Annotated in this window: 21 protein-coding genes; 11 read left to right on the top strand and 10 right to left on the bottom strand. The window is 40.0% G+C overall.

Annotated elements, in window-relative coordinates:
• Positions 1-199 precede the first annotated feature (199 nt).
• Complete coding sequence (xseA, locus tag IE056_RS07095; protein ID WP_189604002.1) at positions 200-1,531, top strand: exodeoxyribonuclease VII large subunit; 1,332 nt, start codon at positions 200-202, stop codon at positions 1,529-1,531.
• Complete coding sequence (xseB, locus tag IE056_RS07090) at positions 1,524-1,733, top strand: exodeoxyribonuclease VII small subunit (protein ID WP_189604001.1); 210 nt, start codon at positions 1,524-1,526, stop codon at positions 1,731-1,733. Before xseA ends, xseB begins: the two co-directional genes overlap by 8 nt.
• 23 nt (positions 1,734-1,756) lie before the next feature.
• Here the strand turns inward: xseB and IE056_RS07085 are convergent, their stop codons facing one another.
• On the bottom strand, positions 1,757-2,107 hold the full coding sequence (locus IE056_RS07085; protein ID WP_189604000.1) for a hypothetical protein: 351 nt from the start codon (positions 2,105-2,107) through the stop codon (positions 1,757-1,759).
• A gap of 209 nt (positions 2,108-2,316) precedes the next feature.
• Between IE056_RS07085 and IE056_RS07080 the strand changes: the two genes are divergently transcribed.
• Together IE056_RS07080 and IE056_RS07075 are read left to right on the top strand one after the other, a co-directional pair.
• Positions 2,317-2,478 carry a hypothetical protein gene (locus IE056_RS07080; protein ID WP_189603999.1) on the top strand — a complete coding sequence of 54 codons (162 nt, stop codon included), beginning with the start codon at positions 2,317-2,319 and terminating at the stop codon, positions 2,476-2,478.
• Between the two features lie 90 nt (positions 2,479-2,568).
• On the top strand, positions 2,569-3,357 hold the full coding sequence (locus tag IE056_RS07075) for a PhzF family phenazine biosynthesis protein (RefSeq protein WP_189603998.1): 789 nt from the start codon (positions 2,569-2,571) through the stop codon (positions 3,355-3,357).
• A gap of 180 nt (positions 3,358-3,537) precedes the next feature.
• On the opposite strand, the gene IE056_RS07070 is transcribed toward IE056_RS07075, so the two are convergent.
• A complete protein-coding gene (locus tag IE056_RS07070; protein ID WP_189603997.1) occupies positions 3,538-6,030 on the bottom strand; it encodes a glycogen/starch/alpha-glucan phosphorylase in 2,493 nt (830 codons plus the stop codon).
• 464 nt (positions 6,031-6,494) lie between these two features.
• On the opposite strand from IE056_RS07070, the gene IE056_RS07065 reads away from it, so the two are divergent.
• On the top strand, positions 6,495-6,686 hold the full coding sequence (locus IE056_RS07065) for a hypothetical protein (RefSeq protein ID WP_189603996.1): 192 nt from the start codon (positions 6,495-6,497) through the stop codon (positions 6,684-6,686).
• A 37-nt stretch (positions 6,687-6,723) separates the two neighbouring features.
• Here the strand turns inward: IE056_RS07065 and IE056_RS07060 are convergent, their stop codons facing one another.
• Both IE056_RS07060 and IE056_RS07055 read right to left on the bottom strand, forming a co-directional pair.
• Entirely contained in the window at positions 6,724-6,954 is a 231-nt protein-coding gene (locus IE056_RS07060; protein ID WP_189603995.1) for a ferredoxin, read from the bottom strand.
• Position 6,955: 1 nt separating this feature from the next.
• Positions 6,956-8,200, bottom strand: coding sequence for a U32 family peptidase (locus IE056_RS07055; RefSeq protein ID WP_189603994.1), 1,245 nt, complete (start codon positions 8,198-8,200; stop codon positions 6,956-6,958).
• Between the two features lie 324 nt (positions 8,201-8,524).
• On the opposite strand from IE056_RS07055, the gene IE056_RS07050 reads away from it, so the two are divergent.
• Positions 8,525-9,511: a DUF438 domain-containing protein gene (locus tag IE056_RS07050; RefSeq protein WP_189603993.1), complete on the top strand. Its 987-nt coding sequence runs from the start codon at positions 8,525-8,527 to the stop codon at positions 9,509-9,511.
• A gap of 89 nt (positions 9,512-9,600) precedes the next feature.
• On the top strand, positions 9,601-10,194 hold the full coding sequence (locus tag IE056_RS07045) for a hypothetical protein (RefSeq protein ID WP_189603992.1): 594 nt from the start codon (positions 9,601-9,603) through the stop codon (positions 10,192-10,194).
• 21 nt (positions 10,195-10,215) lie between these two features.
• Here the strand turns inward: IE056_RS07045 and IE056_RS07040 are convergent, their stop codons facing one another.
• Together IE056_RS07040 and IE056_RS07035 are read right to left on the bottom strand one after the other, a co-directional pair.
• Positions 10,216-10,710 carry a VOC family protein gene (locus IE056_RS07040; protein WP_189603991.1) on the bottom strand — a complete coding sequence of 165 codons (495 nt, stop codon included), beginning with the start codon at positions 10,708-10,710 and terminating at the stop codon, positions 10,216-10,218.
• Between the two features lie 79 nt (positions 10,711-10,789).
• Entirely contained in the window at positions 10,790-11,599 is an 810-nt protein-coding gene (locus IE056_RS07035) for an SDR family NAD(P)-dependent oxidoreductase (RefSeq protein WP_189603990.1), read from the bottom strand.
• 165 nt (positions 11,600-11,764) lie between these two features.
• On the opposite strand from IE056_RS07035, the gene IE056_RS07030 reads away from it, so the two are divergent.
• Positions 11,765-13,342 carry an NADP-dependent glyceraldehyde-3-phosphate dehydrogenase gene (locus tag IE056_RS07030; RefSeq protein WP_189603989.1) on the top strand — a complete coding sequence of 526 codons (1,578 nt, stop codon included), beginning with the start codon at positions 11,765-11,767 and terminating at the stop codon, positions 13,340-13,342.
• Between the two features lie 128 nt (positions 13,343-13,470).
• Positions 13,471-13,932 carry an SRPBCC family protein gene (locus tag IE056_RS07025; RefSeq protein WP_189603988.1) on the top strand — a complete coding sequence of 154 codons (462 nt, stop codon included), beginning with the start codon at positions 13,471-13,473 and terminating at the stop codon, positions 13,930-13,932.
• A 13-nt stretch (positions 13,933-13,945) separates the two neighbouring features.
• Here the strand turns inward: IE056_RS07025 and IE056_RS07020 are convergent, their stop codons facing one another.
• Genes IE056_RS07020 through IE056_RS07005 form a run of 4 tightly spaced genes read right to left on the bottom strand, consistent with a single transcriptional unit; the run spans position 13,946 to position 20,959 of the window.
• Positions 13,946-14,512 (bottom strand): biliverdin-producing heme oxygenase, encoded by a 567-nt coding sequence (locus IE056_RS07020; RefSeq protein ID WP_189603987.1) that lies wholly within the window; start codon positions 14,510-14,512, stop codon positions 13,946-13,948.
• Entirely contained in the window at positions 14,496-15,059 is a 564-nt protein-coding gene (locus IE056_RS07015; RefSeq protein ID WP_189603986.1) for a response regulator, read from the bottom strand. Before IE056_RS07015 ends, IE056_RS07020 begins: the two co-directional genes overlap by 17 nt.
• Positions 15,060-15,105: 46 nt before the next feature.
• A complete protein-coding gene (locus IE056_RS07010; protein WP_189603985.1) occupies positions 15,106-17,310 on the bottom strand; it encodes an ATP-binding protein in 2,205 nt (734 codons plus the stop codon).
• 4 nt (positions 17,311-17,314) lie between these two features.
• Positions 17,315-20,959, bottom strand: a complete 3,645-nt coding sequence (locus IE056_RS07005; RefSeq protein WP_189603984.1) for a CheR family methyltransferase — start codon at positions 20,957-20,959, stop codon at positions 17,315-17,317.
• Positions 20,960-21,360: 401 nt separating this feature from the next.
• On the opposite strand from IE056_RS07005, the gene IE056_RS07000 reads away from it, so the two are divergent.
• Both IE056_RS07000 and IE056_RS06995 read left to right on the top strand, forming a co-directional pair.
• Positions 21,361-22,458: an MBL fold metallo-hydrolase gene (locus IE056_RS07000; protein ID WP_189603983.1), complete on the top strand. Its 1,098-nt coding sequence runs from the start codon at positions 21,361-21,363 to the stop codon at positions 22,456-22,458.
• 272 nt (positions 22,459-22,730) lie between these two features.
• A complete protein-coding gene (locus IE056_RS06995; protein ID WP_229793684.1) occupies positions 22,731-24,017 on the top strand; it encodes a carboxypeptidase-like regulatory domain-containing protein in 1,287 nt (428 codons plus the stop codon).
• Positions 24,018-24,112: the final 95 nt, after the last annotated feature.

The following is a 24,112-nucleotide window of genomic DNA, read 5'->3' as shown; positions in this document are numbered from 1 at the left end:
TTCTAACAGATATGAATCTTCAATTCAGGTAAATAATCAGAAGTAAATCAAAATTAATTTTCCTTATTGCACAAAGCTGTAAGCCTGCAGTAATTTACTATTTTTCAATACATTAAAGCATATTTTTAATAATCAGGAGAAAAAAATACTCCACAATCTTTCTGTTATTTTAATATCTTTAGCCAAACTAAGCTCTGCAATGCCCGAAAAAAAAATTTACTCTCTCTCAAATCTTACCCAATCCATTCAAAATGTTATTAATTCGTATTGCAATAAAGTGGTTTGGATCAAGGTAGAGATCGTAAAGCTGAATTACTATTCAAAATCAGGCCACTGCTATCCTACCCTGGTAGAGAAAAAAAATGGCAGAGTGATAGCAGAGCTTAGGGGGAATATCTGGGCAGAGCAGTTTAAGATGATCAATCTGAAGTTCCGGACTGTTTTAAAGGAGGAGCTTAAAGATGATATGACGGTTGTGATCAAAGGCTCGGTCACCTATCACCCTATCCACGGAATAGCCCTGAATATCATTGACATCGATCCCGAATATACACTGGGGGAGCTAGCCAGGGAAAAGGCGGAAACCATTGCAAAACTTAAAGCTGAAAATTTATTCTTCCAGAACAAGCAAACGGTTTTACCTGCCCTGCCTAAAACCATTGCCGTTATCTCTGTGGAGTCCAGCAAAGGTTATCAGGATTTTTTAAATGTGATAAAAAATAATACCAGGGGGTTCAAATTTCATCAATTGCTTTTTCCTTCCATTCTTCAGGGAGAACGCTCTGTTGGTATGATTGCGCAACAACTGGAAAAAATAAAAACACATGCCCATGTTTTTGATGCTGTGGCGATTATTCGGGGTGGCGGGGGTGAAATTGGCCTTAGCAGTTTTGATAATTATTTCCTGGCTGAAAGAATTGCCACGTTTCCCATTCCTGTATTAACAGGGATTGGCCACGCTACTAACGAGACTGTAAGTGAACTGGTGAGTTTTGAAAGTTTCATTACCCCTACCAAAATCGCAGAATTCCTGTTGCAGAAATTTCAGGATTTTGCAGAGCCCCTTAGCAGCGGGGAAGTAAAGATAAGAAATGAAACTGCCTGGATGTTTAAAGAGCAGAAAAACAATCTTAAAGAGACCGCGCGACTATTTAATTCTTTCACGAATCGTGCTCTTGATAATTCAAGGGCGAATCTTAATAGCATGGCTTTTAAAATTGACAGCCTTGCACAACAGACTATAGCCGCACAAAAAGAACAAATACAGCAGGCGAAAAGATCGGTGCTGCTGCATGCGATGAAACCCTTGAAAGAAGAGAAAAATGACCTGTCCTTCATGGAAGGCATGGTAAGAATGCTTTCCCCTGATAATATTCTGCAAAGAGGTTTCAGCATTACGCGGCAAAACGGAAAAATTATTACCAGTGCTGAAGAATTGCAGCCTGAAGTTTTGCTGGAAACCCGATTTTATGCCGGGACAGTGAGCAGCCGCATTGAAAAAATTAATGAAAAATCTGAAAAAAATGAGTGAAGAAATCAGCTATACCGCAGCTCACGAGGAACTGCAGGAAATCATTTCTGAAATGGAAAGTTCTGAAATTACCATAGATGAACTGGATACAAAGATAAAACGTGCATCTGAACTTTTAAAAATTTGTAAAGACAAACTCTATAAAACAGAGAAAAATGTACAGGATATTCTGGAGGAGATCAAGAGTTATTCACTAGAATAGAAGTGGCTCCTAAACATTTTAATTTATACTCTGATTTCCTGTCCGCCATCAGGTCCCGGGAAATAGTCACTTAATAAATCTGTTTGTAATTCAACTGTTCTCATGTCCAGGTCAAGATCTTCAGAAGATTCGGGCGGGCGAAATCCTTTAAAGAAATTATGGGCATAAAAAAAGGTTTTATTAAAGTCATCTGCCACCTTGGGTGAAAACCACTGATTGGGCGCGAATTCTATAGGCCATTTCCATACTTTTCCCAGAGAGGTTTCTTTGATTTCCCAAATCTGATCATTATTCAGATATAATTCAGGTAAATTCTCGGGGCGGCCTATTATTCCCAGTTTCTCGTCAAACATCCAAATTCCGAATTGCACCATGGCTTTAAATTTAAGGTGAATTTTAAAAGTAACTGAAAATCAGATTATTTTATCGCTGCCAGTATTAAAATTTTCCCATAAAAAAGACAATTGTTTCTTAAAGTTAAGGCTAATCTTATCCTGCTTTTTAAATTCAGATAAATGAACAGCTGGTTCCAAAAATCAAACATATTTCTGAAATAGGCTGTTTGCTATAAATAAGGAAGAACATGCAAAATAATTTTAGTACAGGTTTTGGGGTGATCATGGGGGCAATCCTTTTAGCTGTGATCGTATACACCATCATTCGTTTGAGGAAACAGGTTTCGGAGAAGGAAGCTTCCGAAGAAAGGAAAGAAAGACGCCAAGACCCGGGAAAAGAGCAGAATTAACTCCCGTAAAAGCCATTTTTTCAACCTGCAAAAAGAGGAATTAATTGCTGTGGTTTCCCTACTTTTAGCTTCTTATTTTTATCAATACATATGCAATTACACCTTTATCAAATAGACGCCTTTACAGAAGAAATCTTTTCGGGAAACCCTGCCTGCGTAGTACCGCTTTCAGAATGGCTTCCAGATGATTTACTGCTGAAAATAGCAAAAGAAAATGCAGTAGCCGAAACTGCATTTTTTGTGGATTCCGGTTATAGAATTGAACTAAGGTGGTTCACACCCGAAATGGAAATGGATCTTTGCGGACATGCAACCCTTGCCACCGCTCATGCCCTTCGAAAAATCAGGAAATATTCAAAAAAGAAGATCCTCTTCGAAACCCGGAGTGGAGAACTGGAAGTCACAGCGGAAAATTCAAAGTACACGTTGAATTTCCCTGCCCGCAATCCTGAACCTGCAGAACTACCGGAATTGCTGCGTAAATCTTTGAACATTCAGCCAATAGAAGTTTTAAAAGCGAGGGATTTTGTCCTGGTCCTGGAAAATGAGGAAGCGGTAAAGAACATAGAGATTGACCGGCTGCATTTTGATCAACTACAGCTAGGTACAGGCGGCGTCATAGTGACTGCAAAAGGAACCGATTGTGATTTTGTTTCCCGCTTTTTCACCCCCGGAGCTTCTGTCTTTGAAGATCCTGTAACCGGCTCTGCCCACTGTTCCCTCATCCCTTACTGGAGTATTAAATTCGGAAAACAGGAGCTCACAGCCAAACAATTGTCCGAACGTGGTGGTAAGTTATTCTGTAGGAACCGGGAAGACAGGGTATTAATTACAGGTGCAGCAAGAACTTATTCCATCGGAAAGATTTTTACAGAATAAATCATAAAAGGGAATTACAAAGCTTCAGGACTATTGGATTATAAAAGAAGTTATTTGTTAGTCATGGCCCCTATTCCTAAAAAATAAAACTGCCTGAAAAGCTTCTTATTCCTGCTTTCACTAGGAGTAATAAAACCTCTTCAGGCAGTTCTTTTATTAAAGCAGTTCTTATCTTAAATTTTAATCGGCTTTTATGGGTTGCAGGTTCCAGATCTTTTCAACATAATCCTGAATCGATCTGTCACTTGAAAATTTCCCCATATTGGCGACATTCAGAATAGACATTCTGGCCCATTCTTTTGGTTTTCTCCACGCCTCATGGATTTCTTCCTGGCAGTCTATGTAAGACTGATAATCCTTCAGTAGTAAATAAGGATCCTGCTGCAGCAGATTTTCAAAAATGGGTTTGAACAATTCGGTATCCCCGTTTGAAAGCTCCCCGGAAATCAGCATATCCAGAATCCCCTGCAGTTCCTTGTTCTGCTCGTAATATTCTGAAGGACGATAACCGTCCTGCCGGGTTTGCTGCACTTCCTCGGTGGTTAATCCGAAAAGGAAGAAGTTTTCCTTTCCTACCTCATCCCTGATTTCCACATTGGCTCCGTCCAACGTTCCTACGGTCAGAGCTCCGTTCAGGGCGAACTTCATGTTTCCTGTCCCCGAAGCCTCTTTTCCTGCCATGGAGATCTGTTCAGAAAGATCTGATGCCGGATAGATCCGTTGCGCCAGTTTCACATTGAAATTAGGAATGAATACCACCTTTAGTTTTCCATTGACATCTGGATCCTTGTTTACAAGATCGGCTACCGAGCTGATCAATTTAATGATCCTTTTGGCCATAAAATAGCCGGGCGCAGCCTTTCCTGCAAAAATAAAGGCCGTTGGAGATATGCGTTCTCCCTCTCCTTTCTTAATTCGACGGTAAAGACTAAGAATGTGAAGTACCTTCAGGTGCTGCCGTTTATATTCGTGGATCCTTTTCACCTGGACATCAAACATCATAGTTGGGTCAATCTTTACTCCCGCGTATTCTTCGATATGCTTCGACAGGGCTTTTTTATTCTCCAGTTTTATGTCCATCCATTTTTTCTGAAAATCCTCATCCTCAGCAAAAGCTTCAAGTCCTTTCAGTTTATAAAGATCTGTAAGCCAGTCCCTGCCTATTTTTTCAGAAATTAAGTCAGATAAAGCAGGATTACTAACTACCAAAAATCTTCGATGTGAGATTCCATTGGTAACATTCGTAAACTTATCGGGCCATAGCTCGGCAAAATCGTTTAAAACCTGTTCCTTCAGTAGTCTCGAATGAAGGGCAGAAACTCCGTTCACCTTAAAACTTCCCACAGTGGCAAGATGTGCCATTCGTATACTTGGCTCGCCGCTTTCTTCGATCAGAGACATACGGGCAATTTTGTTTGCACTGTATTGAAGTTCCCTAAGTTCATTGAGAAATCTACTGTTTATTTCATATATGATCTCAAGATGTCGTGGTAAAAGTCTGCCGAACAGATCTATCGACCATTTTTCCAGGGCTTCAGGCAGCAGGGTGTGATTTGTATACGCAAAGGTATGGCGCGTCACATGCCAGGCTTTTTCCCATTCCATTTTATGTTCGTCTACCAGTAATCGCATGAGCTCGGCTACCGCAATGGATGGATGCGTATCATTTAACTGAATAGTGAATTTATCATGAAGTTGGTCCAGTTTTCTACCCTGTAACAGGTGAAGCCTGATGGTGTCTTTTAAAGAACAACAAACAAAGAAATACTGCTGTTTTAACCTCAGCTCCTTTCCCTGAAGGTTTTCATCGTTGGGATACAGAACTTTGGTAAGATTTTCGGACCGCATTTTCTTTTCCACAGCCTTATAATAATCTCCGGAATTATAAATTGAAAAGTCAAAGGATTCTATTGCTTCAGCCTTCCACAACCTCATGATGATTCCGTTACTTTTATATCCCAGGATCGGGGTATCATAAGCAACTCCTTTAATTACAGTATCGGCATTCCATGCAACAGAATAATTGCCTTTCTCATCAATACCAGATTCAGTTTTTCCGCCAAAATGAACTTCGTACGCAATTTCGGGCCGTACGATCTCCCACGGATTCCCGTAATGCAGCCACTTATCTGTAGATTCTTCCTGCCAGCCATCCCGGATCTCCTGTTTAAAGATCCCAAATTCATAACGAATCCCATACGCAATGGAGGGAATCCCCAGGGTTGCCATCGCATCCATATAACACGAAGCCAGTCTTCCCAATCCTCCGTTCCCCAATCCCGGTTCCACTTCCTGATCCAGAATCTCATCCAGATCCAGATTCACCTCTGCAAGAGCTTCCCTGGTTTCCTTAATGATTTCCAGACTAAGTAAATTATTTCCCAGGTGGGGTCCGGGAAGATATTCTGCAGATAAATAAGCAACTCCCCTGGCATCTTTTTCATTGAATTGCTGCGTGGACCTCACAAACTGTCGCAGTACCCTGTCCCGTATAGCAAATGCCATAGCAGTATAAAAATCATTCTGAGTAGCTAAAGCAGGAATTCTTCCCAATCCATAAAAAGTCTTCTCAAGGAAAGAATCCTTAATTTCATCTTTTGAAAGTCCCAATTTCCCAGAAACTATGCCGTTGGAGGAAAAATAACTTTCTATTTTCTTATTTGGTGTCTTCATAGGCTTTTTTTTAAAATGTAATAAATTTGTAGGAAAATGTAAACCGGAAATGCTTTTAAAAAGCTAAAACTTGATAAAAGAAAACACAATTTACAATAAAATAATTTTAGCCCTTTAAAATGAAAGAGCCGCAGGTGAACAGTGAACGTGGTAAGTCCGCGGTTGATAGTTTTCTCATGGATGTAAAAGCACTGTTTTTCCTCAAAAGCAAATTTACTGATGAAACTCTGTTCTTACGATAAGGAACAAACACCAACAAGAATTACTATAAATTATTCAGGCATTTTTTTTTAATATTTTACCCGCATAAACAGAGGGTTCAACAGAAAGGCATAGTAAACATGCATTTAATTAACAAAAAAGGTAAACCATTATTTAATATTTTTTTTAACTTAGTGATATAAAGTTAATTAAGTCAGCGAAAGAACATCCCCTATACTCTTTGATGGCACAAGAAATGAGCTATGCTTAACATCAGTAAAGACGAAAGGGAACTACTAAAAGAATCGGGGCACTGGACGATATGGGATGCTGTTTTTTGTCAATACGCACATATTATAGTGGCAATATTATCCATAGCTTTGATCCTGTACATTCTTTATGCTGAAAAAGAACATGAAATTGTTAGCTATTTCTGGACTCTTATGTTTTCCTGAAACAATCTTCTTCTGAAAATTCCCGCTTCTGAATATTTCATTTAAGTTTCACAGAAATAATATTCACCGGACAGGCTTTTGCTGCCGCTTCTGAAGTTTCCAGAATCCCATGATCTGATGATTTTAAGGTGTGAAACCCTTTTTTGTCAACAGCCTTCAGCAGAACACTTTTGCCATCTTTTTTTGACATCCGGAATTGTCCAGGTGCCAATTCAACACAGTAATTGCAGCCTATGCATTTTTTTCGCTGAAGCGTGATCACTACCATCTTACGCTTCTACCAATTTGTAAAGCTTATCAGACATCCGTACCCTGAAAGGCAGTTTAATAGTGCAGTTATCACCTTTTTTTGCTGCCTCTGCAGCAAGGTCGTTTACCAGCATCTCTTCAATTACCAACTCCTGAGCCCCCGTGCTGGGTCCGGTGACAAGGATCTTATCTCCTTTTTTAATGTTGTAGGCTTCAATTTTAAATTCAGCAATTCCTGCTTTTGGAAAATAATGTACCCCTTTCCCCACGTACACTTTCTTCTGTGTAGCTTGAGATCCCGATGTTTTGCTCCATTCCCCCAGCTTTTGTCCCAAATAATACCCGCTCCAGAATCCGCGGTTATAAACGGTGCTGAGCCGTTCCATCCAGCCCTCCAGTTTATCTTCGGTATAAGTTCCTTCATACCAGGAATCGATCGCTTCCCGGTAGGCTTTTGTGACCGTGGCAACATATTCGGGAGCCCGTCCACGACCTTCAATCTTAAGTACCTGGACCCCGGCTTCCAGTACCTCATCCAAAAAGTTGATAGTACAAAGATCTTTAGGCGACATCATATATTCATTGTCGATCTCGATCTCAAACCCCGATTCCTGATCGACCACTGTATACTTTTTACGGCAGTTTTGTTTACAGGCACCACGATTGGCAGAGGAGTTATTAGAATGCAGGCTCAGATAACATTTTCCGGAAACTGCCATGCACAATGCCCCGTGTCCAAATATTTCAACTTTCACCAGTTCCCCTGAAGGTCCTTTGATCTGCTCTTTTTCTATCTGATCTGTGATCTTCTTCACCTGCCTTAAACTCAGTTCTCTGGAAAGCACCATGGTTTCGGCAAACAAACTGTAGAATTTAACCGTTTCCACATTCGTGATATTTAGTTGCGTTGAAATATGGACTGCCACCTCCATACTTCTGGCAGAAGCAATTACTGCCTGATCTGATGCAATCACAGCGGTGATTCCTGCTTCTTTTGCTTTTGCCATCACCACTTTTATGAGTGACAGGTCATGGTCATAGATAATGGTGTTGAGGGTTAGATAGGTACGAACGTTTTTTTTCTCACACTTTGTAACGATTTCCAGAAGGTCATCTATCGTAAAATTAATGGAAGCGCGAGCCCTCATATTAAGTTGTTCCACCCCAAAATAAACTGAATCGGCACCATTGTCCAATGCAGCCTGCAGCGATTCAAAGTTTCCGGCAGGTGCCATTAATTCTATTTTCTCAGATCCGCGTTTCATTACTTTTATCTTTAATTTCCTTTCAGCTTTTAAATCCATTTCTTCAGAAGCCTTTGCGCCCGAAAAAACGCTGCAAAAGTATGGATCAGGCTTCCAATAAAAAGTGACGAAAATCATATTTCAGGAAGTTATTTTTCCGAAGTAAAGGCCAACAATATTACTTGCCAAAGGTTACTTTTATCTGAAATATCGCTTGTGACCAGAGTCATAAATCAGCCTGATTTTTCCTCTTTTCTTTGTCTCGATTAACTAACAAACCGGTAAAGGGTTCAAACTCACATTCTCACTCGCTCTTAAACTCCTTCCGGATCAAAAATTTAAAACATGAACGAGACTCTTGATATTTCCACTCTTCCGGCAGGCCATCCTGTAAGCATCTATTCCAAAGAAAAGGAGCTGATCCAAAGACTTGGAGAGGAACTACAGGGAACAGATCCTGAATCAGAAAAGCAGAAATTTTATAATGTTTTTAATCAGTTACAGCAAATTGAAAGGCGGTTTGAACGTAAGGAGAATCAGCTTTTTCCGGTGCTGGAGCATAAAGGCTGGACCGGGCCTTCCAAAAATATGTGGTCGTTTCATGACACCATCAGAGACCAGTTCAGATTACTTCGGAAGAAGATCGAAAACAGCGATTATTCAGAAATAAATCAGGATGCACACTACCTGATTAGCAGCATCTTTAGATTACTTGATGTTGAAGATTCGGTGCTTTTCCCAAATGCACTTAGCCTACTGACGGAGGAAGACTGGAAACAGGTAAGAAAAGGGGAAGAAGAGATTGGCTGGATGCTTCCTGAAGAGCCCGCAGCTTATCCCGAGGTAAAAGAAGAAGAAGAAGAAGAAGAATATATTCACCCCAGCCAGGATCATACGCGACGGGAACTCACTTTTTCGACAGAAAATACAGCTCACTATGATGAAGGATATATGACAGTGGAACAGGTAAATCTTCTGCTTAAAACCATGCCGCTGGATATTACATATGTAGATGAAAATGACAAGGTGATTTTTTACAACCGCGGTGAAGAACGTGTTTTTCCAAGAAGTGCAGGCATCATTGGTCGCGAAGTAAAATTCTGTCATCCGCCGAAAAGTGTGGGTACCGTATTACGTATTCTGGAAGAATTCAGAAAAGGCACTAAAAATGAATCTTCTTTCTGGATCAATTTCAAAGGTCGGCTTATCTACATCAGGTATTTCGCAGTAAGAGATACTGAAAAAAAATATCGCGGTGTGATCGAAATGTCCCAGGATATTACAGATATTAAGAATATAGAAGGAGAAAAAAGGTTGCTGGACTGGGATTAATTTATAGGAATACACGCTGGCATTAAAGTTCCTGTATTGATTTTTCTTATCTTTAAAATCATACAGGGACTTGTTTAAAAAATACTATTATGAAAATACCGGCATTTACCTTTCTATTCCTTTTAGGCCTTACTGTTACTGCACAGCAAAAACAGGAAATTTTATCACCAGAGATCCAGATCAAAACTGCTGTTCTCCCTGCACCGGGAGAAGACAGAGATGCAGCTATGGTGTACGGTTATGACGAATCGGGTAAAATGGTCGTCCTGAGGGAAGGCACCAATAACATGGTGTGTCTGGCTGATGATCCTTCCAAAAAAGGCATCAATATATCCTGTTATTCAAAAAAACTGGAACCTTTTATGAAGCGCGGAAGAGAACTGCAGGCCGCGGGAAGTGATATGATGAGCATTCGCGAAACCAGAAAACAGGAAGTGGAATCGGGAACCTTGGAAATGCCCGATGCTCCCTCCATGCTTTATATTCTTAGTGGAGACGACGAAAATTACAACAAAGAGACCGGTGAATTAAGTGATTCGTATTTCCGGTATGTGATCTACACTCCTTTTGCAACCACAGAATCCACCGGATTACCAGATAAACCACATGCTCCCGGAATGCCATGGCTCATGGATCCCGGCACTCACAGGGCGCATATTATGGTGACTCCTGAGAAGAACTGATAAAAAAATCCAAATCTGAGATTAAAGCAATTCTGCCAGCAGGTTGTTCACATCCAGTCTGCGGGTGTACATTCTAAGGGATCCGTCAGGCTTCTGAGGCCATTCTGCCCGGGGCCGGTCCCAGTATAACTCCACTCCGTTACCATCGGGGTCGTCTAAATAGATTGCTTCAGAAACCCCATGATCTGCCATTCCTGTAAGAGGATATCCCTTTTCATGGAGCCGTTGCAGCATTTCTGCAAGATTCTTTCTGGTGGGAAATACAATGGCAGTATGAAAAAGCCCAACTCCATTTTGCGAAGCTTTTGAAGCATTTGCACTCTGCCAGGTATTCAACCCTATATGGTGATGGTATCCTCCGGCAGAAAGAAAGACAGCCGAGTCTCCCATTCTTTCGGTTATCTGGAATCCCAAGAGGTCCCGGTAAAATTCCAGCGCTCGATCTATATTGGATACTTTCAGGTGGACATGCCCAATCCTTGTTTCAGCAGGAGCAACAAATTCTGATTCTGGCATAGTACAGTGGGTTTTTTCAAATGGAGGAAATTAGGTTTATGTGAAATTTTCTTACTATTCAGCTTTTCAGAAGAAAACCTTATTCTTCCTTTTTTTCATAATATTTCATCTGCATTTTGGATTGGGTACTTTTTGGAATCACCCGTCGAATAAAAGTTGTTACTTTATTCATGCCACCCGGAATAAAGATCCTTTCTCCATCCATTAGGGCCTTGTAAGCTCCTTTGGCCACTTCTTCGGGTTGGAGCATTAATTTATCCTTGTGCTCCACTACATTGGTTCCTTCCATATCTGCCCTGGAAAAGAAATTGGTATCTGTTGGTCCCGGGCACAGGCAGGTTACGGTCACCTCACTATCCATTTCTTCCAGTTCTGTCGCAATAGCTTCAGAAAGAGAAACCACAAAAGCTTTTGTTGCATGATACACGGCCAATAAAGGTCCTGGTTGAAATCCCGCAACAGATCCAAGATTCATGATCTTCCCTTCGTTCCTGTCCACCATATCTTGTAGAAAAAGTCGTGTAAGATGGGTAAGAGACATCACATTAAGATGAATGATTTCTGAATACTTCGCCGGTGCTATATCTACAAAATTGCCCCGCTGCCCCACTCCGGCATCATTCACCAGAATATTTACCGTTGTGTTCCATGATCTAATCTCATCATAAACTTCCTGTGCGGCTCCATCTTTCGCCAGGTCTTTAGAAATAACTTTTACGGTTATCCCATGTTTATTCTCTAATTCAGAAGATGCTTTTCGAAGTGAATCTTCCTCTTTTGCCACACCAATCAAGTCATAGCCCTCTGCAGCAAATTCATGTGCAAGTGCTTTACCAATTCCGCTCGAAATCCCTGTAATTAATACTGTTTTGTTCTTTTTCTCTTTCATTGTTTCCATGATTTTGATTATCTCTTCAATATAACTATCTAATCATCAAATGAGTTTTAAATGTTTCATAAATAATTCTATACTCGAAAAGTTAATTTAGTCAACATATAATTTGTAACTTTTCGTCTTATTTTTTAACCAAGGAATCCAACTAAAATTTAATTTATGAGCATACCTTCTAATTTTGCAATTAAAGATCCTCTGCACCAAACCACCTATTTAAAGAACGGGGAACTGGTAGCATGGAAAGGGAAAACCGATGAAGTGTATTCCACCATTTCTTCTACCAAAGAGTATAAACCCACCTTATTAGGTACAGTTCCTCACATGGATAAAGAAGCAGCATTAGATGTTTTGCAATCTGCCTGTGATGCCTATGCTCGCGGACAGGGACAATGGCCTACCATGAAAGAAGCCGAAAGAATTAAATGCATGGAGAATTTTGTGGCTCAAATGAAGACCAAACGGGAAGAAGTAGTAAAATATCTGATGTGGGAAATTGGAAAAAACCTGCCCGATTCTCAAAAGGAATTTGACCGTACGGTAGAATACATTGAAGATACCATAGAAGATTACAAGCAGCTGGATCGCGACAGTTCTAAATTTTCCAAACGTGATGGCGTCAACGCTCATATTCGCCGTGGCCCACTGGGTGTTGTTTTATGTCTGGGGCCCTATAACTATCCTTTAAATGAAACCTTTGCCCTTCTCATCCCGGCAATTATCATGGGGAACACAGTGGTATTTAAACCTGCAAAACACGGGGTTCTTTTATTATCCCCATTACTGGAAGCCTTTAGAAGCAGTTTTCCAAAAGGTGTAGTGAATGTGATCTACGGACGCGGCCGGGAAGTAGCCGCGCCAATCATGGCTACCGGAAAAATTGATGTGCTTGCCCTTATAGGAAACAGTACCTCTGCCATTGCCTTGCAGGACCAGCACCCATATAAAAACCGTTTACGACTTGTGCTTGGGCTGGAAGCAAAAAACCCAGCCATCATTTTACCCGATGCCGATCTTGACCTTGCTATTGAAGAGTGTATCTCGGGAACATTGTCCTTTAACGGACAACGTTGTACAGCCCTCAAAATAGTATATGTACATGAAGACATTAGGGAGGAATTTAATAAGCGTTATGCTAAAAAAGTAGATAGTTTAAAATTTGGAAATCCATGGGAAGAAGGAGTAAAACTTACTCCGTTACCAGAGCCCGGGAAACCTCAATATATCAAAGAGCTAATCGACGATGCCCTTGAAAAAGGAGCTAGGATCATTAATGAAAAAGGAGGGGAAATTTCCGATAACTATATTTATCCTGCAGTTCTTTATCCTGTTACCAAAGAAATGAGAGTGTATAAGGAAGAACAATTCGGACCTGTTGTACCGGTAAAACCTTTTAAAGACATACAGGAAATCCTGGATGAAATGGCCGATTCCAATTATGGACAGCAGGTGAGTCTTTTCGGAAAGGATATCCAGGAGATCGCTCCGTTAATTGATACGCTGGTGAACCTCGTTTGCCGGGTGAATCTGAACAGTTCCTGCCAGCGTGGTCCCGACGTATTTCCATTTACAGGACGTAAAGACTCTGCCGTCGGTACGTTAAGTGTGCACGATGCTTTAAGGTCTTTTTCCATAAGGACTTTTGTAGCTTCCAAGGACAACCCATACAATAACGAGATTCTGCAAAAACTTCTGAATTCTAAAACATCTAATTTTGTAAGTACAGATTATATCCTTTAATTAAAATAAAATCCGGAATCGGAATTAAAAAGTATTACTGACTATATTTAAGCCGCTCCGATTTGAAGCGGCTTAATTATTTTAAAAAAAAATGGATCAGAAATAATATCTTTAATAAAATAACATACATGAAGATCTACACCTTAAAGACCGTACAGCGGCTACCCATTTCGGTACAGGAAGCCTGGAATTTTCTTTCAGATCCTGCTAACCTGAAAGTCATTACTCCGCCGTATATGGGTTTTGATATTATTTCGGGTGGAGACAGGGCCATGTATCCGGGGCAAATAATTCAGTATATCGTGACTCCGGTGGCGGGAATTAAGACCAGATGGGTCACAGAGATCACGCACGTAAAGGAGGGGGAATATTTTGTAGATGAACAACGGTTCGGACCTTATGCCCTCTGGCACCACAAGCATTTTATCAAAGAGATCGAAAATGGGGTGGAAATGGAAGACATTGTGGATTACAAACTTCCCTTCGGCTTTCTGGGGCAAGTGGTACATCCTTTTTTGGTCGGGCCTAAACTGGAAGAAATTTTTGAATTCCGGAGAAAAAAATTACACGAGCTTTTTGGCGAAATATAATTTTTCCTGAACTTTAATCCTGCAGTGACCTTCCCGGTGCCGAAGTGAAAACTTCTCCAAAAAACCTAAAAGTTTCTTTGGCTTTTTCGGAAGCCTCCTCTTTTTCTTCTTCTGAAAATTCACGGGAATTCAGCTCTTTTTTAAACCGGTTCCAGGATTTTAAATTATCTCTTTTTCCGCTGAAAAAGTTCTGATCTTCCAGGCTTTTCAGGTTTTCACACTCTTTTAGTTCTTTTGCGATCACCATTCCGCCCAGGGCAGATCCCTCTACAACATAGGCAGCCCCCAATGCTTCCAGGTAACTGGTACAGGTAAACCTTGATTCATATTCCGAAGCTACAGAAAAATCCACTTCAAGTGCTTTTAAATCTATTTCCAGCTGTTGATGTTTCGAACCTTCATAACTGGAAATATGCCTGGAGATCTCCTTTTCCACCGTTCTGTAAGCAATATAATTTTGAAGCAGCAAAATTTTATATTCTTCCAGATCTATAGAATGGTCCATGATCTTTTTTGCCTGATTCTCTTTTTCTATCTGCTCATGTAATTCCCTGGTGTGCTCTCTAAATCTCGTGATCATCCTCTCTGAATTTAAACTTTCCAATACTTTCCCTTATTTTCCCGATATTATCCTTTTGTTCGGCATTATCTGCCTTCAGGGAATCCAGGTAATTATGGATCTGGTTTACGGCAATTTTATTCTTGCGAATCTGCTCCCGGATATCTTTTTTGGCAACCATGTTAAAAACTACCTTTTTAAAGATTGGCCTCAATTTTTCTTCCAGTACATCCATGTGTTTTTTCAGGATATAACCAGAAGCTCCCGCAAGAATAGTATGGGCAGCAAGTTCCTCATCATTAATTGTTCCAGTAAGAAAGATAAAGGGCACAGATGGATCTACAGATTTTGCCAGTTCGAGCACGTCCATCCCGTTACAGGTAGGAAGATTATAATCTGATAAGATGATATCGGGAACAAAATTCTGTAATTGATAGTTACAGTCATCCAAATTATCCACCACTTCTATCTGAGGGTTTTCTACAATTTTTCCTATTTTCCTCTTAATAAGGACGACATCTGTTTCTGAATCTTCTACCAACAGAATGCGTAAAGTTGTTGTTATCATTCTCTCATTTTATCAATTTCCAAAACCCCAAACAATTCCTTCAGGGTTATATATAAAAATAGAAAATTGCACCGTTTCCAGGTTCACTTTCTACCCAGATTTCGCCTTCGTGTTTTTCTGTTACCAGTTTTACGATGGCCAGTCCAATCCCCGAACCCTTAAATTTTTCACCTGCAAGACGGGTAAAGGTTTCAAATATTTTCTCCTGAAAACCCGGGGCAATGCCTATTCCATTATCTTTCACAAAATACACAATTTTATCTTCTTTCCTCACCGCCCCAATTTCTACCTGTGGTTCCTCGTTAGCAGAAGAATATTTAAGTGCGTTATTAATGAGATTTGCCCATAATTGGAAGAGCATCCTGCGATCTCCAAAGGCTTCGGGCATATCATCCTGCACCCTGATGCTTGCCTTCGGGTAATTCATCTTCACATTAAAAACTTCGAGTATTTCCGCTACCAATAGATTAACAGAAAAATTATTTTTTTGGATCTCTCCGGAATTTAACCTCGAATAAGAAAGAATATCATCAATAAGTAAATCCATCTTTTCGGTAAGTCCCAGGGTGGTGTCTACAAATTGCTTCCCTTCTCCCAGCTTTTTCCCAAAATCTTCCTGAAGTATCTTTAAATAGCCACTAATACCTCGAATGGGTGCCCGCAGGTCATGAGAAAGTCCGTAGCTGAAGAGTTCAAGTTCTTCATTGGCTTTCATCAATCTGGCATTCAGATTTTTAATCTTATTCCTTTGCTTCTCAAGGATCACGAACCTTACATTTTCCTGTAAAGCCTTTACCACGTTAAGATCGTGGTTTTCCCATTCCCTGGAAGTTCCTGTGAGCAACTGACTCCATTTTTCGAAAGATTTTCTGGGGCTTAAACGCTGCTTCTCCTCATTATAGCTCATTTTCTTCTCCGGATTACCTCCCCATTCCACTGTTTGTAAAACTTCAGGTCTGAACCAGATGATAAAATTATTTTCTGAAATACGAATACTAAGAATTCCCGAAGCAGTTTTCTTATAGGTTTCCGCTTCAGGAAAGTCTTCAGAAAGTTTTGAGGTGTAGAAAACACCTTTCTTTATCTTGCTCAAGTAAACATCGATCAAGGAATTCACTTCAGCTTCTGAAGGCGTATTCCCCTGCAGTAATAATTCTCCATTAAAGAACAAAGCTCCCCCGCCACAGGCTACGAGATCTGTAAATTTCACTTTTGAAGTCAGGGTTTCCAAAAGAGGCTTTTTATTGTTTATCTGAACAACCAATTTCTCTCGAATCTCTTCTGAAATGGATGTTTTCTCTAAAAAACTGTTGGTTTCCCTTAGTGCAATTTCATTGGAGAACATTTGCGCCAAAAACCGAAAACTCTCCCGCTGATAATAATTCAGGAATTTGGCCGAATTATGGTGGCAGGTGATAAGGCCCCATAATTTTCCGTTTACCACTATGGCTGCTGTAAGAGAGGCTCCCACTCCCATATTCTGAAGATATTCTATATGTATAGGGGAAACTCCTCTTAATCCCGATTCTGAAAGGTCCAGCGGTTGACCGGTAACAGGGGAGAGCTGTGGAGTAATTGGTACGGGATTATCATTTACATCGGCAATGATCCTAACCCTGTTTTTCAGAAAAAGCTCTCTTGATTGCGCAGGAATATCACTGGCGGGATATCTTAATCCTAACCAGCTTTCAGCTTCTTCTTCTTTTTCCTCTGCCACTACCTCTCCGTTCCATTCTTTATCAAACCTGTACACCATGATGCGGTGATAATCAAAGAAATCCCAGGTAAGTGCGGCCGCCTCCCTGCAAAGACCTTCTACAGTCCCTGCAGATCTCAGGTTGTTGAGGATGCGAGTAAGCTGTCTTTGAAAAGTTACAGGATCATATTGGTTTTCCAAAGGTTCAAAATCAAGAAGTAGCTGTGCTTCCAAAATATGAGATAGCATTAGGAAGGACTTTCCTTTGATCTTTATTTCCTCCGGAAGTAGCGCTTCACCTTTTAAAAACCCATTTTTCAGTTTCGTCTCCTGCTCTTCCCCAATAAGCACCGACAGTGGTTCCCCCTTAAGATCTTCATGTGGCAATGAGAAAACCTCCAGAGTATTTTCACTGCACTGGGTTATCTCCATCTTTTGGGAACTGCAGGCAAGAATCACCCCATGTGATTGTGACTTCCCGATAATATGAATGGGTTCCAATTCACAGTTGGAAATATCGATCTTATCTGGGTAAAGTTGAGCGTCTAAAGACAATAAGCTATGCTTTAAGTTTAAAATAGAAAGTACTCCCAACCCCTTCCTGTGAATCTACCCAAATGTTCCCGTCATGTAACAGCACGATTTTTTCAACATGTGCGAGTCCGACTCCGGTACCGTCTTTCTCATCATCCTTATTTACACGGTTAAAAATGGTAAAAATGTTTTTAAGGTTCTCCTTGGAAATTCCCACACCGTTGTCTACAATAGAAAACACCCAGTACTCTTCTTCTTTATAAGCCGAAATGCGTATCACCGGATTCCGTTCCTGGGGAGTATATTTTATGGCGTTACTTATAAGGTTCTGAAACAAAAGTCGTAGTTCCACTTCATAACCAGATATCTTCGGAAGTTCATTTGCATGGATTTTGGCTTCGGTATCCCTGATACTTTTTCCAAGATCATATTTAACGATCTCCACCAGCTCCTGGGTATCCACAAGCGTCTTATCCCCATTACGACCTATACGTGAATGCTCCAGTAAAGCTTTGATCTGGGAGGAAAGTCTGTTGGAAGCGTTTTTTATGTAAGAAATATAATCCTTCCCCTTTTCATCCAATTGACTGGAATAAATTTTCCCCAGTACATCACTTCCGAATTTAATAGTAGAAAGCGGTTCCTGAAGATCATGGGAACAAATAGAAACAAACTGCTCAAGATCCCTGTTGGCTCTTTCCAGATCTGCTTTTTGACGCTTTAACTGCTTTTCTGCCTTTTTCTGAGCCGAAATATCTACGCAGGTATATCGAATCGTAATAATACTATCCTGCTCATCCCTTTCTGCAATTGCATTTAAGATGACCGGAAGAATTTCTCCCGACTTGGTTTTTAAACTCTGCTCCAGATTCACCAGTTCTCCAGTTTTCTGAAATGTTTTGTTGTTCTTTATGGCTCTGATCTGCCCTTCTTCGCTATAAAGGTCAAAAATTGGCATACCAATAAGTTCATCTTTAAATTCGTACCCCAAAGATGTGACGGCAATTGCATTACAATGAACAATGAGTGAACTTTTAGGATCCACACTTATATGCATTACCGGGTCTTCCTCGTAAAATGACTTATAGCGTTTCTCGCTGGCCAATAATTTCTCCCTGGATTTCTGTAGTGTTTCCACATCAATAAAAGTGATCACAACACCTTTTATCTCGTCTTTTGAATCTATATAAGGAGAAATTCTTCTTAAATAGTGCCCGCCTTCCTTTGAAGTAATCACTCTTTCCAGCACTTCACCTGTATTGAGAACTTTCTCACAACGCCTAAGGAGATTATTTTTACCTATGTTGCTCGTAAAATGAGTAATTGGTCTTCCAATATCAGAATTAATAAAACTAAAATGTCGGGTAATTGCCGGGGTGAATTTTCTTATACAAAGCGACGAATCAAGGAAAATAGTACCAATCTGTGTACTCTCCAAAAGGTTATTCATGTCGGCATTTAAAGCTTCGAGGTCTTCCATTTTTTGGATATTCTCTGCATTTACCGTATTGATCTCCTCATTGACACTTTGCAGCTCCTCGTTGGTGCTTTGCAGCTCTTCATTGGAAGCAAGCAACTCTTCATTGGCTGCCTGCAACTCTTCATTACTGGTTTCAATTTCCTCGAGAGAGGTTTGTAAATCTTCTTTCGTCTGCTTTAGTTCTTCCTCAAGATTTGAAACATATTCCCTGGTATGGTTCGTAATGGTTATGTTGTCAACGCTTTTTACATCATCAAGGTTGAGCTCTTTTTCAATAAAAGTTACCACGAATGTGTTTTCTGCATCCAGTTTTCTTTGCTTGTAAGGCTTTACAATAATATCTACAGCTTTTGGTTCTCCCTCATGTTGAAAAACAGCATTTTTATAGTAAATTTTATCATTCTGCTTATTAGCCTTTCGCAGCGTATTTTGAAGAATGTATTTAAGATCATCCCCCATCATATCCAGAAGGTTGATCGAAAACCCATGAGTAGGTAAAGTTGCATATTTCCTGAACTCCCCAAGCGCTTCAAGAATATTAAAATCTGAATCTATAAAAACGCTGGCCCCTCCAAATTGCTCCAGGATACTTTCATGCAGTTCATCCCGAAGTTTATTTTTTAAAGGGCTTGTTTGAGTAGTGTTAGTTCTGGCTGGTCGGCTCTCTCTGTAGGCTCGGTTTTCTATAAGATGATTCGCCCGGATCGGTGAAACCCCCGAATTTAGCCGGGTACTGGGAGCAATGTTCCGGTAGATTTTCCATTTCCGGTCAATTTCATAGAAATCTTCCTTTTTTGTCTGCACCGTCTCACTGGTTCCCAGAACCAGAACACCGTCCTTCTTTAAAGCATAATGCAGCATGTGCAATGCTTTTTTCTGAATAGCAGGTTCAAAATATATAAGCAGGTTTCTACATACCACAAGATCCATGTTACTAAAAGGCGGATTCTTGATAATATTATGACGGGAGAAAACCACAGAGTTGCGAAGCTTTTCCACCACCTTATAACTCCTGGGGTGACTAATAAAATATTTGATTAGCAGCTCATGTGGCACATCGGCAGCAATACTTTCGGGATATATCCCGGCGCTACCCGTTTCCAGGTGTCTTTCCGAAATATCTGTTGCAAATATTTTGAGTTCTATGGTTTTACCCTGGCGCTCAATTTCTTCGCTAATACACATAGCAAACGAGTAGGCCTCTTCCCCGGTGCTGCAGGCCACGTCCCATACCTTCAGGACTTCTCCGTTCTTTTTATTTCTAACAATTTCGGGAATTACTTTATCACGTAAAATATTCCACACATTGCTATCCCTGAAAAATTTGGTGACCCCGATAAGAAATTCGTGATAAAGAATATCAACTTCTTCCTTTTCAGTTTTTAAATGAGTGTAATATTCTGAAAGGGAACTGCATTTGCAAACCTTTACCCTTCTGGCAACCCGTCTGGCCAAAGTGGATTTCTTATATTCTCGAAAATCCAGACCTGTAGTTTCATCTACATATGTAAGGATCTTCATTAATTCTGTCTGCTCACTTTCCTCATCCCCAAGTTCAAACGGAAATTCGGGGGCTGTTATGAAATTCTTAATCTCTGTGCCCATTTGTTCAACAGGAAGTACGTAATCCACAAGTCCTGTATTAATGGCACTCCTAAGCATGCCGTCAAACTGTGCCTGCAATGGATCCTGCACCATTACCATCCCGTCATATTCTTTAATGGCTCGTGCTCCACGTGTACCATCACTACCGGTGCCACTAAGGATTACTCCTATAGCCATTTCTTTCCTGGTCTTTGCCAAAGATTCAAAGAACATATCAATAGGCAAATTCAGGGATTGATTTTTTGGTTTTTCGGTAAGGTGAAGGAAACCGTCCTGTAAAATGAGGTTATTTACCGGAGGAATGAGATACACATGTCCCGGTAGAACTTCCAGTCCTTCTGAAACTTCCACGATAGGTAAACCGGTGCTTTTTTTCAGCAATTCCCCCATCATACTTTTATAATCGGGAGAAAGGTGCTGAATTACCACATAGGCATTAGTATCTTCTTTAGGGGCACCTTCAAAAAAAGCTTTAAGAGCTTCCAATCCTCCTGCACTTGCACCAATCGCAACAATTCTTACTTCATCTGCTAATTCTTTCTGATTGGGAGATTCAGAAGGTAGCTTGTGGGTATATTTCCTCATAGGAATATGGGTCGACTTTTAATTTAGGAATAGAAAGATTCAAAAATAAAGCTATTATTGATGTCTATTGACCATATATGACATGAATAATACCTCAAAAAACACAGGTTTTAGGATATTTTTATACGAAATCTATCTGTAAATTTCAAAATGTGAAAATATTACAATTCTTTATTATCTTTTGTTAAAGGAGCGTTAACAATTAGGTTTCAAATCTTGGCCCACCCCCTCGCATGGCTGATATCATAACATCTTTGTCATTTTATCTTCACTAAAATAATTTACATATTCAGATCGCAAGCTTCGAACTAGATCAGGATGATTTTATCACTTCTATAAGATTGATTCTCTGCAAAAAGATTTACTTTTTGAGCCTAACTCATTCACCTATATAAAATCTTATGTATATTTCAATTCCTGTTCTGACAATTCTTGGTATCGGAGGATATGCTTTTATGAAGCAGTCTAAGTTTGGCAAAGCACCTTCGGGAGAAAGAAAAAATAAAGTGGAAAATTCTCCCAATTACAGGAACGGCCAGTTTCAGAATCTTAGTGACACCCCTTCCTTTACAGAAGGAGCTAATTATTTTACAGTCCTGAAAAAATTTCTGTTTGAAAAAGATAAACGTTCCACTCCGTCAAAAGAAATTCCTACTATAAAAACGGATTTACAGAACCTGAACCCACAGGAAGAAGTCCTGGTATGGTTTGGACATTCCTCTTATTTTTTTCAGGTTGACGGAAAAAAAATACTGGTAGATCCAGTTTTTAGCGGTCACGCCTCGCCGGTTGCTTTTAGCGCCAGGGCTTTTAAGGGAACAAATAATTATAAGGCAGAAGATATTCCCGAAATAGATATTCTCTTTCTTACTCATGATCATTGGGATCATCTGGATTATGATACCATCATGAAAATAAAGCCAAAAATAAAGAAGATCATCACCGGATTGGGAACGGGGGAACATTTGGAAGCCTGGGGATTTAATCCGGCAATAATTACCGAAAAAGACTGGAATGAAGAAGTTATTTTGGAAGATGGTATTAAGGTAAATACAGCTCCTGCCAGACATTTTTCCGGAAGAGGGTTTAAGCGGAATGGCGTGCTTTGGACCTCCTTCGTCTTACAAACTCCCTCTTATAAAATGTTTCTTGGCGGGGATAGCGGATATGATGATCATTTTAAAGAAATAGGTAAGAAATTCGGTCCTTTTGACCTCGCGCTGTTGGAAAACGGACAATACAACAGGCACTGGAAATATATCCATATGATGCCAGAAGAAACTTTGCAGGCTGCAAAAGATCTACGGACAAAAAGGTTGCTGCCGGTGCACAATTCAAAATTCGCACTTGCCAATCATTCCTGGGATGCACCCCTTAAAACTATCAGCACTTTGCATAGAAACGATTACTTTCAGTTACTCACACCAAGAATAGGCGAAAAAGTTTATTTAAAAAGTGATGATCAGAATTTCACAAAGTGGTGGGAAGAATTAAATTAGGATAAAATAGATTAATATTTACAAATTCTTCATCAAATTCCTTTAGTAAAAACATCAGTTGTTTCTTAGGAAACATAATGAAAAACTCCCTGTTTGGTGTACTCTTCAGAAGCCTGAAAAATGCATCTCCTTAAAAGCTGTACAGATTTCCTTACACCCACTGCAGCTACTGGCCTAAGCTCGAATATTTAACTTTTGAAGATATCCACAATTCACTTAAATTCAGTATCTTAGGAAGAATGTATTTTATTGATTAACATAATTTTTTCATTATGGAAACAAAACTGAACGTTACCGGAGGAAGGGCCCTAATTACCTTACTCCTTATTCTTATGGGGTTAGGTCCTCATAGTGCAACCGCTTTTTACCAGGAAACAGAGACTACAGGATATGACACCTATAAAGGAAAAGTAGTCGATCAAAACAGTAGCAGAGCGATTTCTTCTGCTTATCTTTCTGTAGACGGAACCAATATTACTACGGTCACCAATTCTGAAGGGGATTTTTCCCTCAAGGTACCTGAAGACATTTTCGAGACTACAGTGACGGTTTCTGCAATGGGATACGCAGGACAAAAACTCGCCCTCAGTTATTTTAAGGAAGGTAACACCGTCATTGAGATGCAGGAATCGGTTGAAGAACTATCTGAAGTAAGCATTTTTAGTGCTACTGATGCTAAATCCCTTGTGCGTGAGGTACTCAGTAAAAGAGGTGATAATTATTTTACTGAAGACACACAGATGAAGGCTTTTTACAGGGAAACCATTAAAAAAGGCAGCAGAAATGTCTCCCTTTCTGAAGCAGTAGTTGAGATACACAAGAAACCATACGACTCCTGGGCTAAGGATGAAATTTCCCTAATCAAATCCCGCAAAAGTGCCGATTATGAAAGACTGGATACCCTTGCCCTGAAACTTAGAGGTGGCCCTTTCAATACACTGCACATAGACCTGATGAAAAATCCGCAGTTCATTTTCAACAGGGATGAACTTGATAATTACGAATTTGAATTTGATGACCCAGCCAGGATCAACAACAAATATCTTTACGTAGTAGATTTTCGTGAACTATATCAGGGGGAACCATGGTATTTCGGAAAACTGTTTATTGATGCCGAAACCCTGACTCTTGTTAAAGCAGATTTTAACCTTAATGTAGATGATCGGAAAGCCGCAGCCAATCTTTTTGTAAAGAAAAAGCCAGGCGGCACGAAGGCCTATCCCGTTAATGTGAATTATGAAGTAAATTACCGCGAACAGAATGGCAAATGGTATTATGGCTATGGACGTGCCGAACTGGAATTCGTAATAAACTGGAAACGGAAATTATTCAACTCCCGTTACACAGTGAACAGTGAAATGGCCGTTACTGACTGGGAAAGAAATCCTGATGGTAAAGTTAAAAGAGATGATTCCTTTATTAATGAAAGAGTAGTCATGGCAGATGATGCTTCCGGATTTAATGACATGGCTTTTTGGGGAGAAAATAATATTATAGAACCAGATAAATCCATAGAAAACGCCATAGAAAAAATTCAGCAACAAATGCGTAGAAATTAATTAATGAGGATTGAGGCTGTATAAAATACTCCATAAAACGTCCTTTGATCCCAATACACCAGGGATTAAAATGTTCTATTTCTTAGAATATTAAA

Origin of the sequence: Salinimicrobium marinum (assembly GCF_014651535.1) — a bacterium.
In the GTDB taxonomy this organism is placed as follows: domain Bacteria; phylum Bacteroidota; class Bacteroidia; order Flavobacteriales; family Flavobacteriaceae; genus Salinimicrobium; species Salinimicrobium marinum.
The sequence above is the reverse complement of the archived record's forward strand: the minus strand, read 5'-3'. Positions and strand labels throughout refer to the sequence as shown.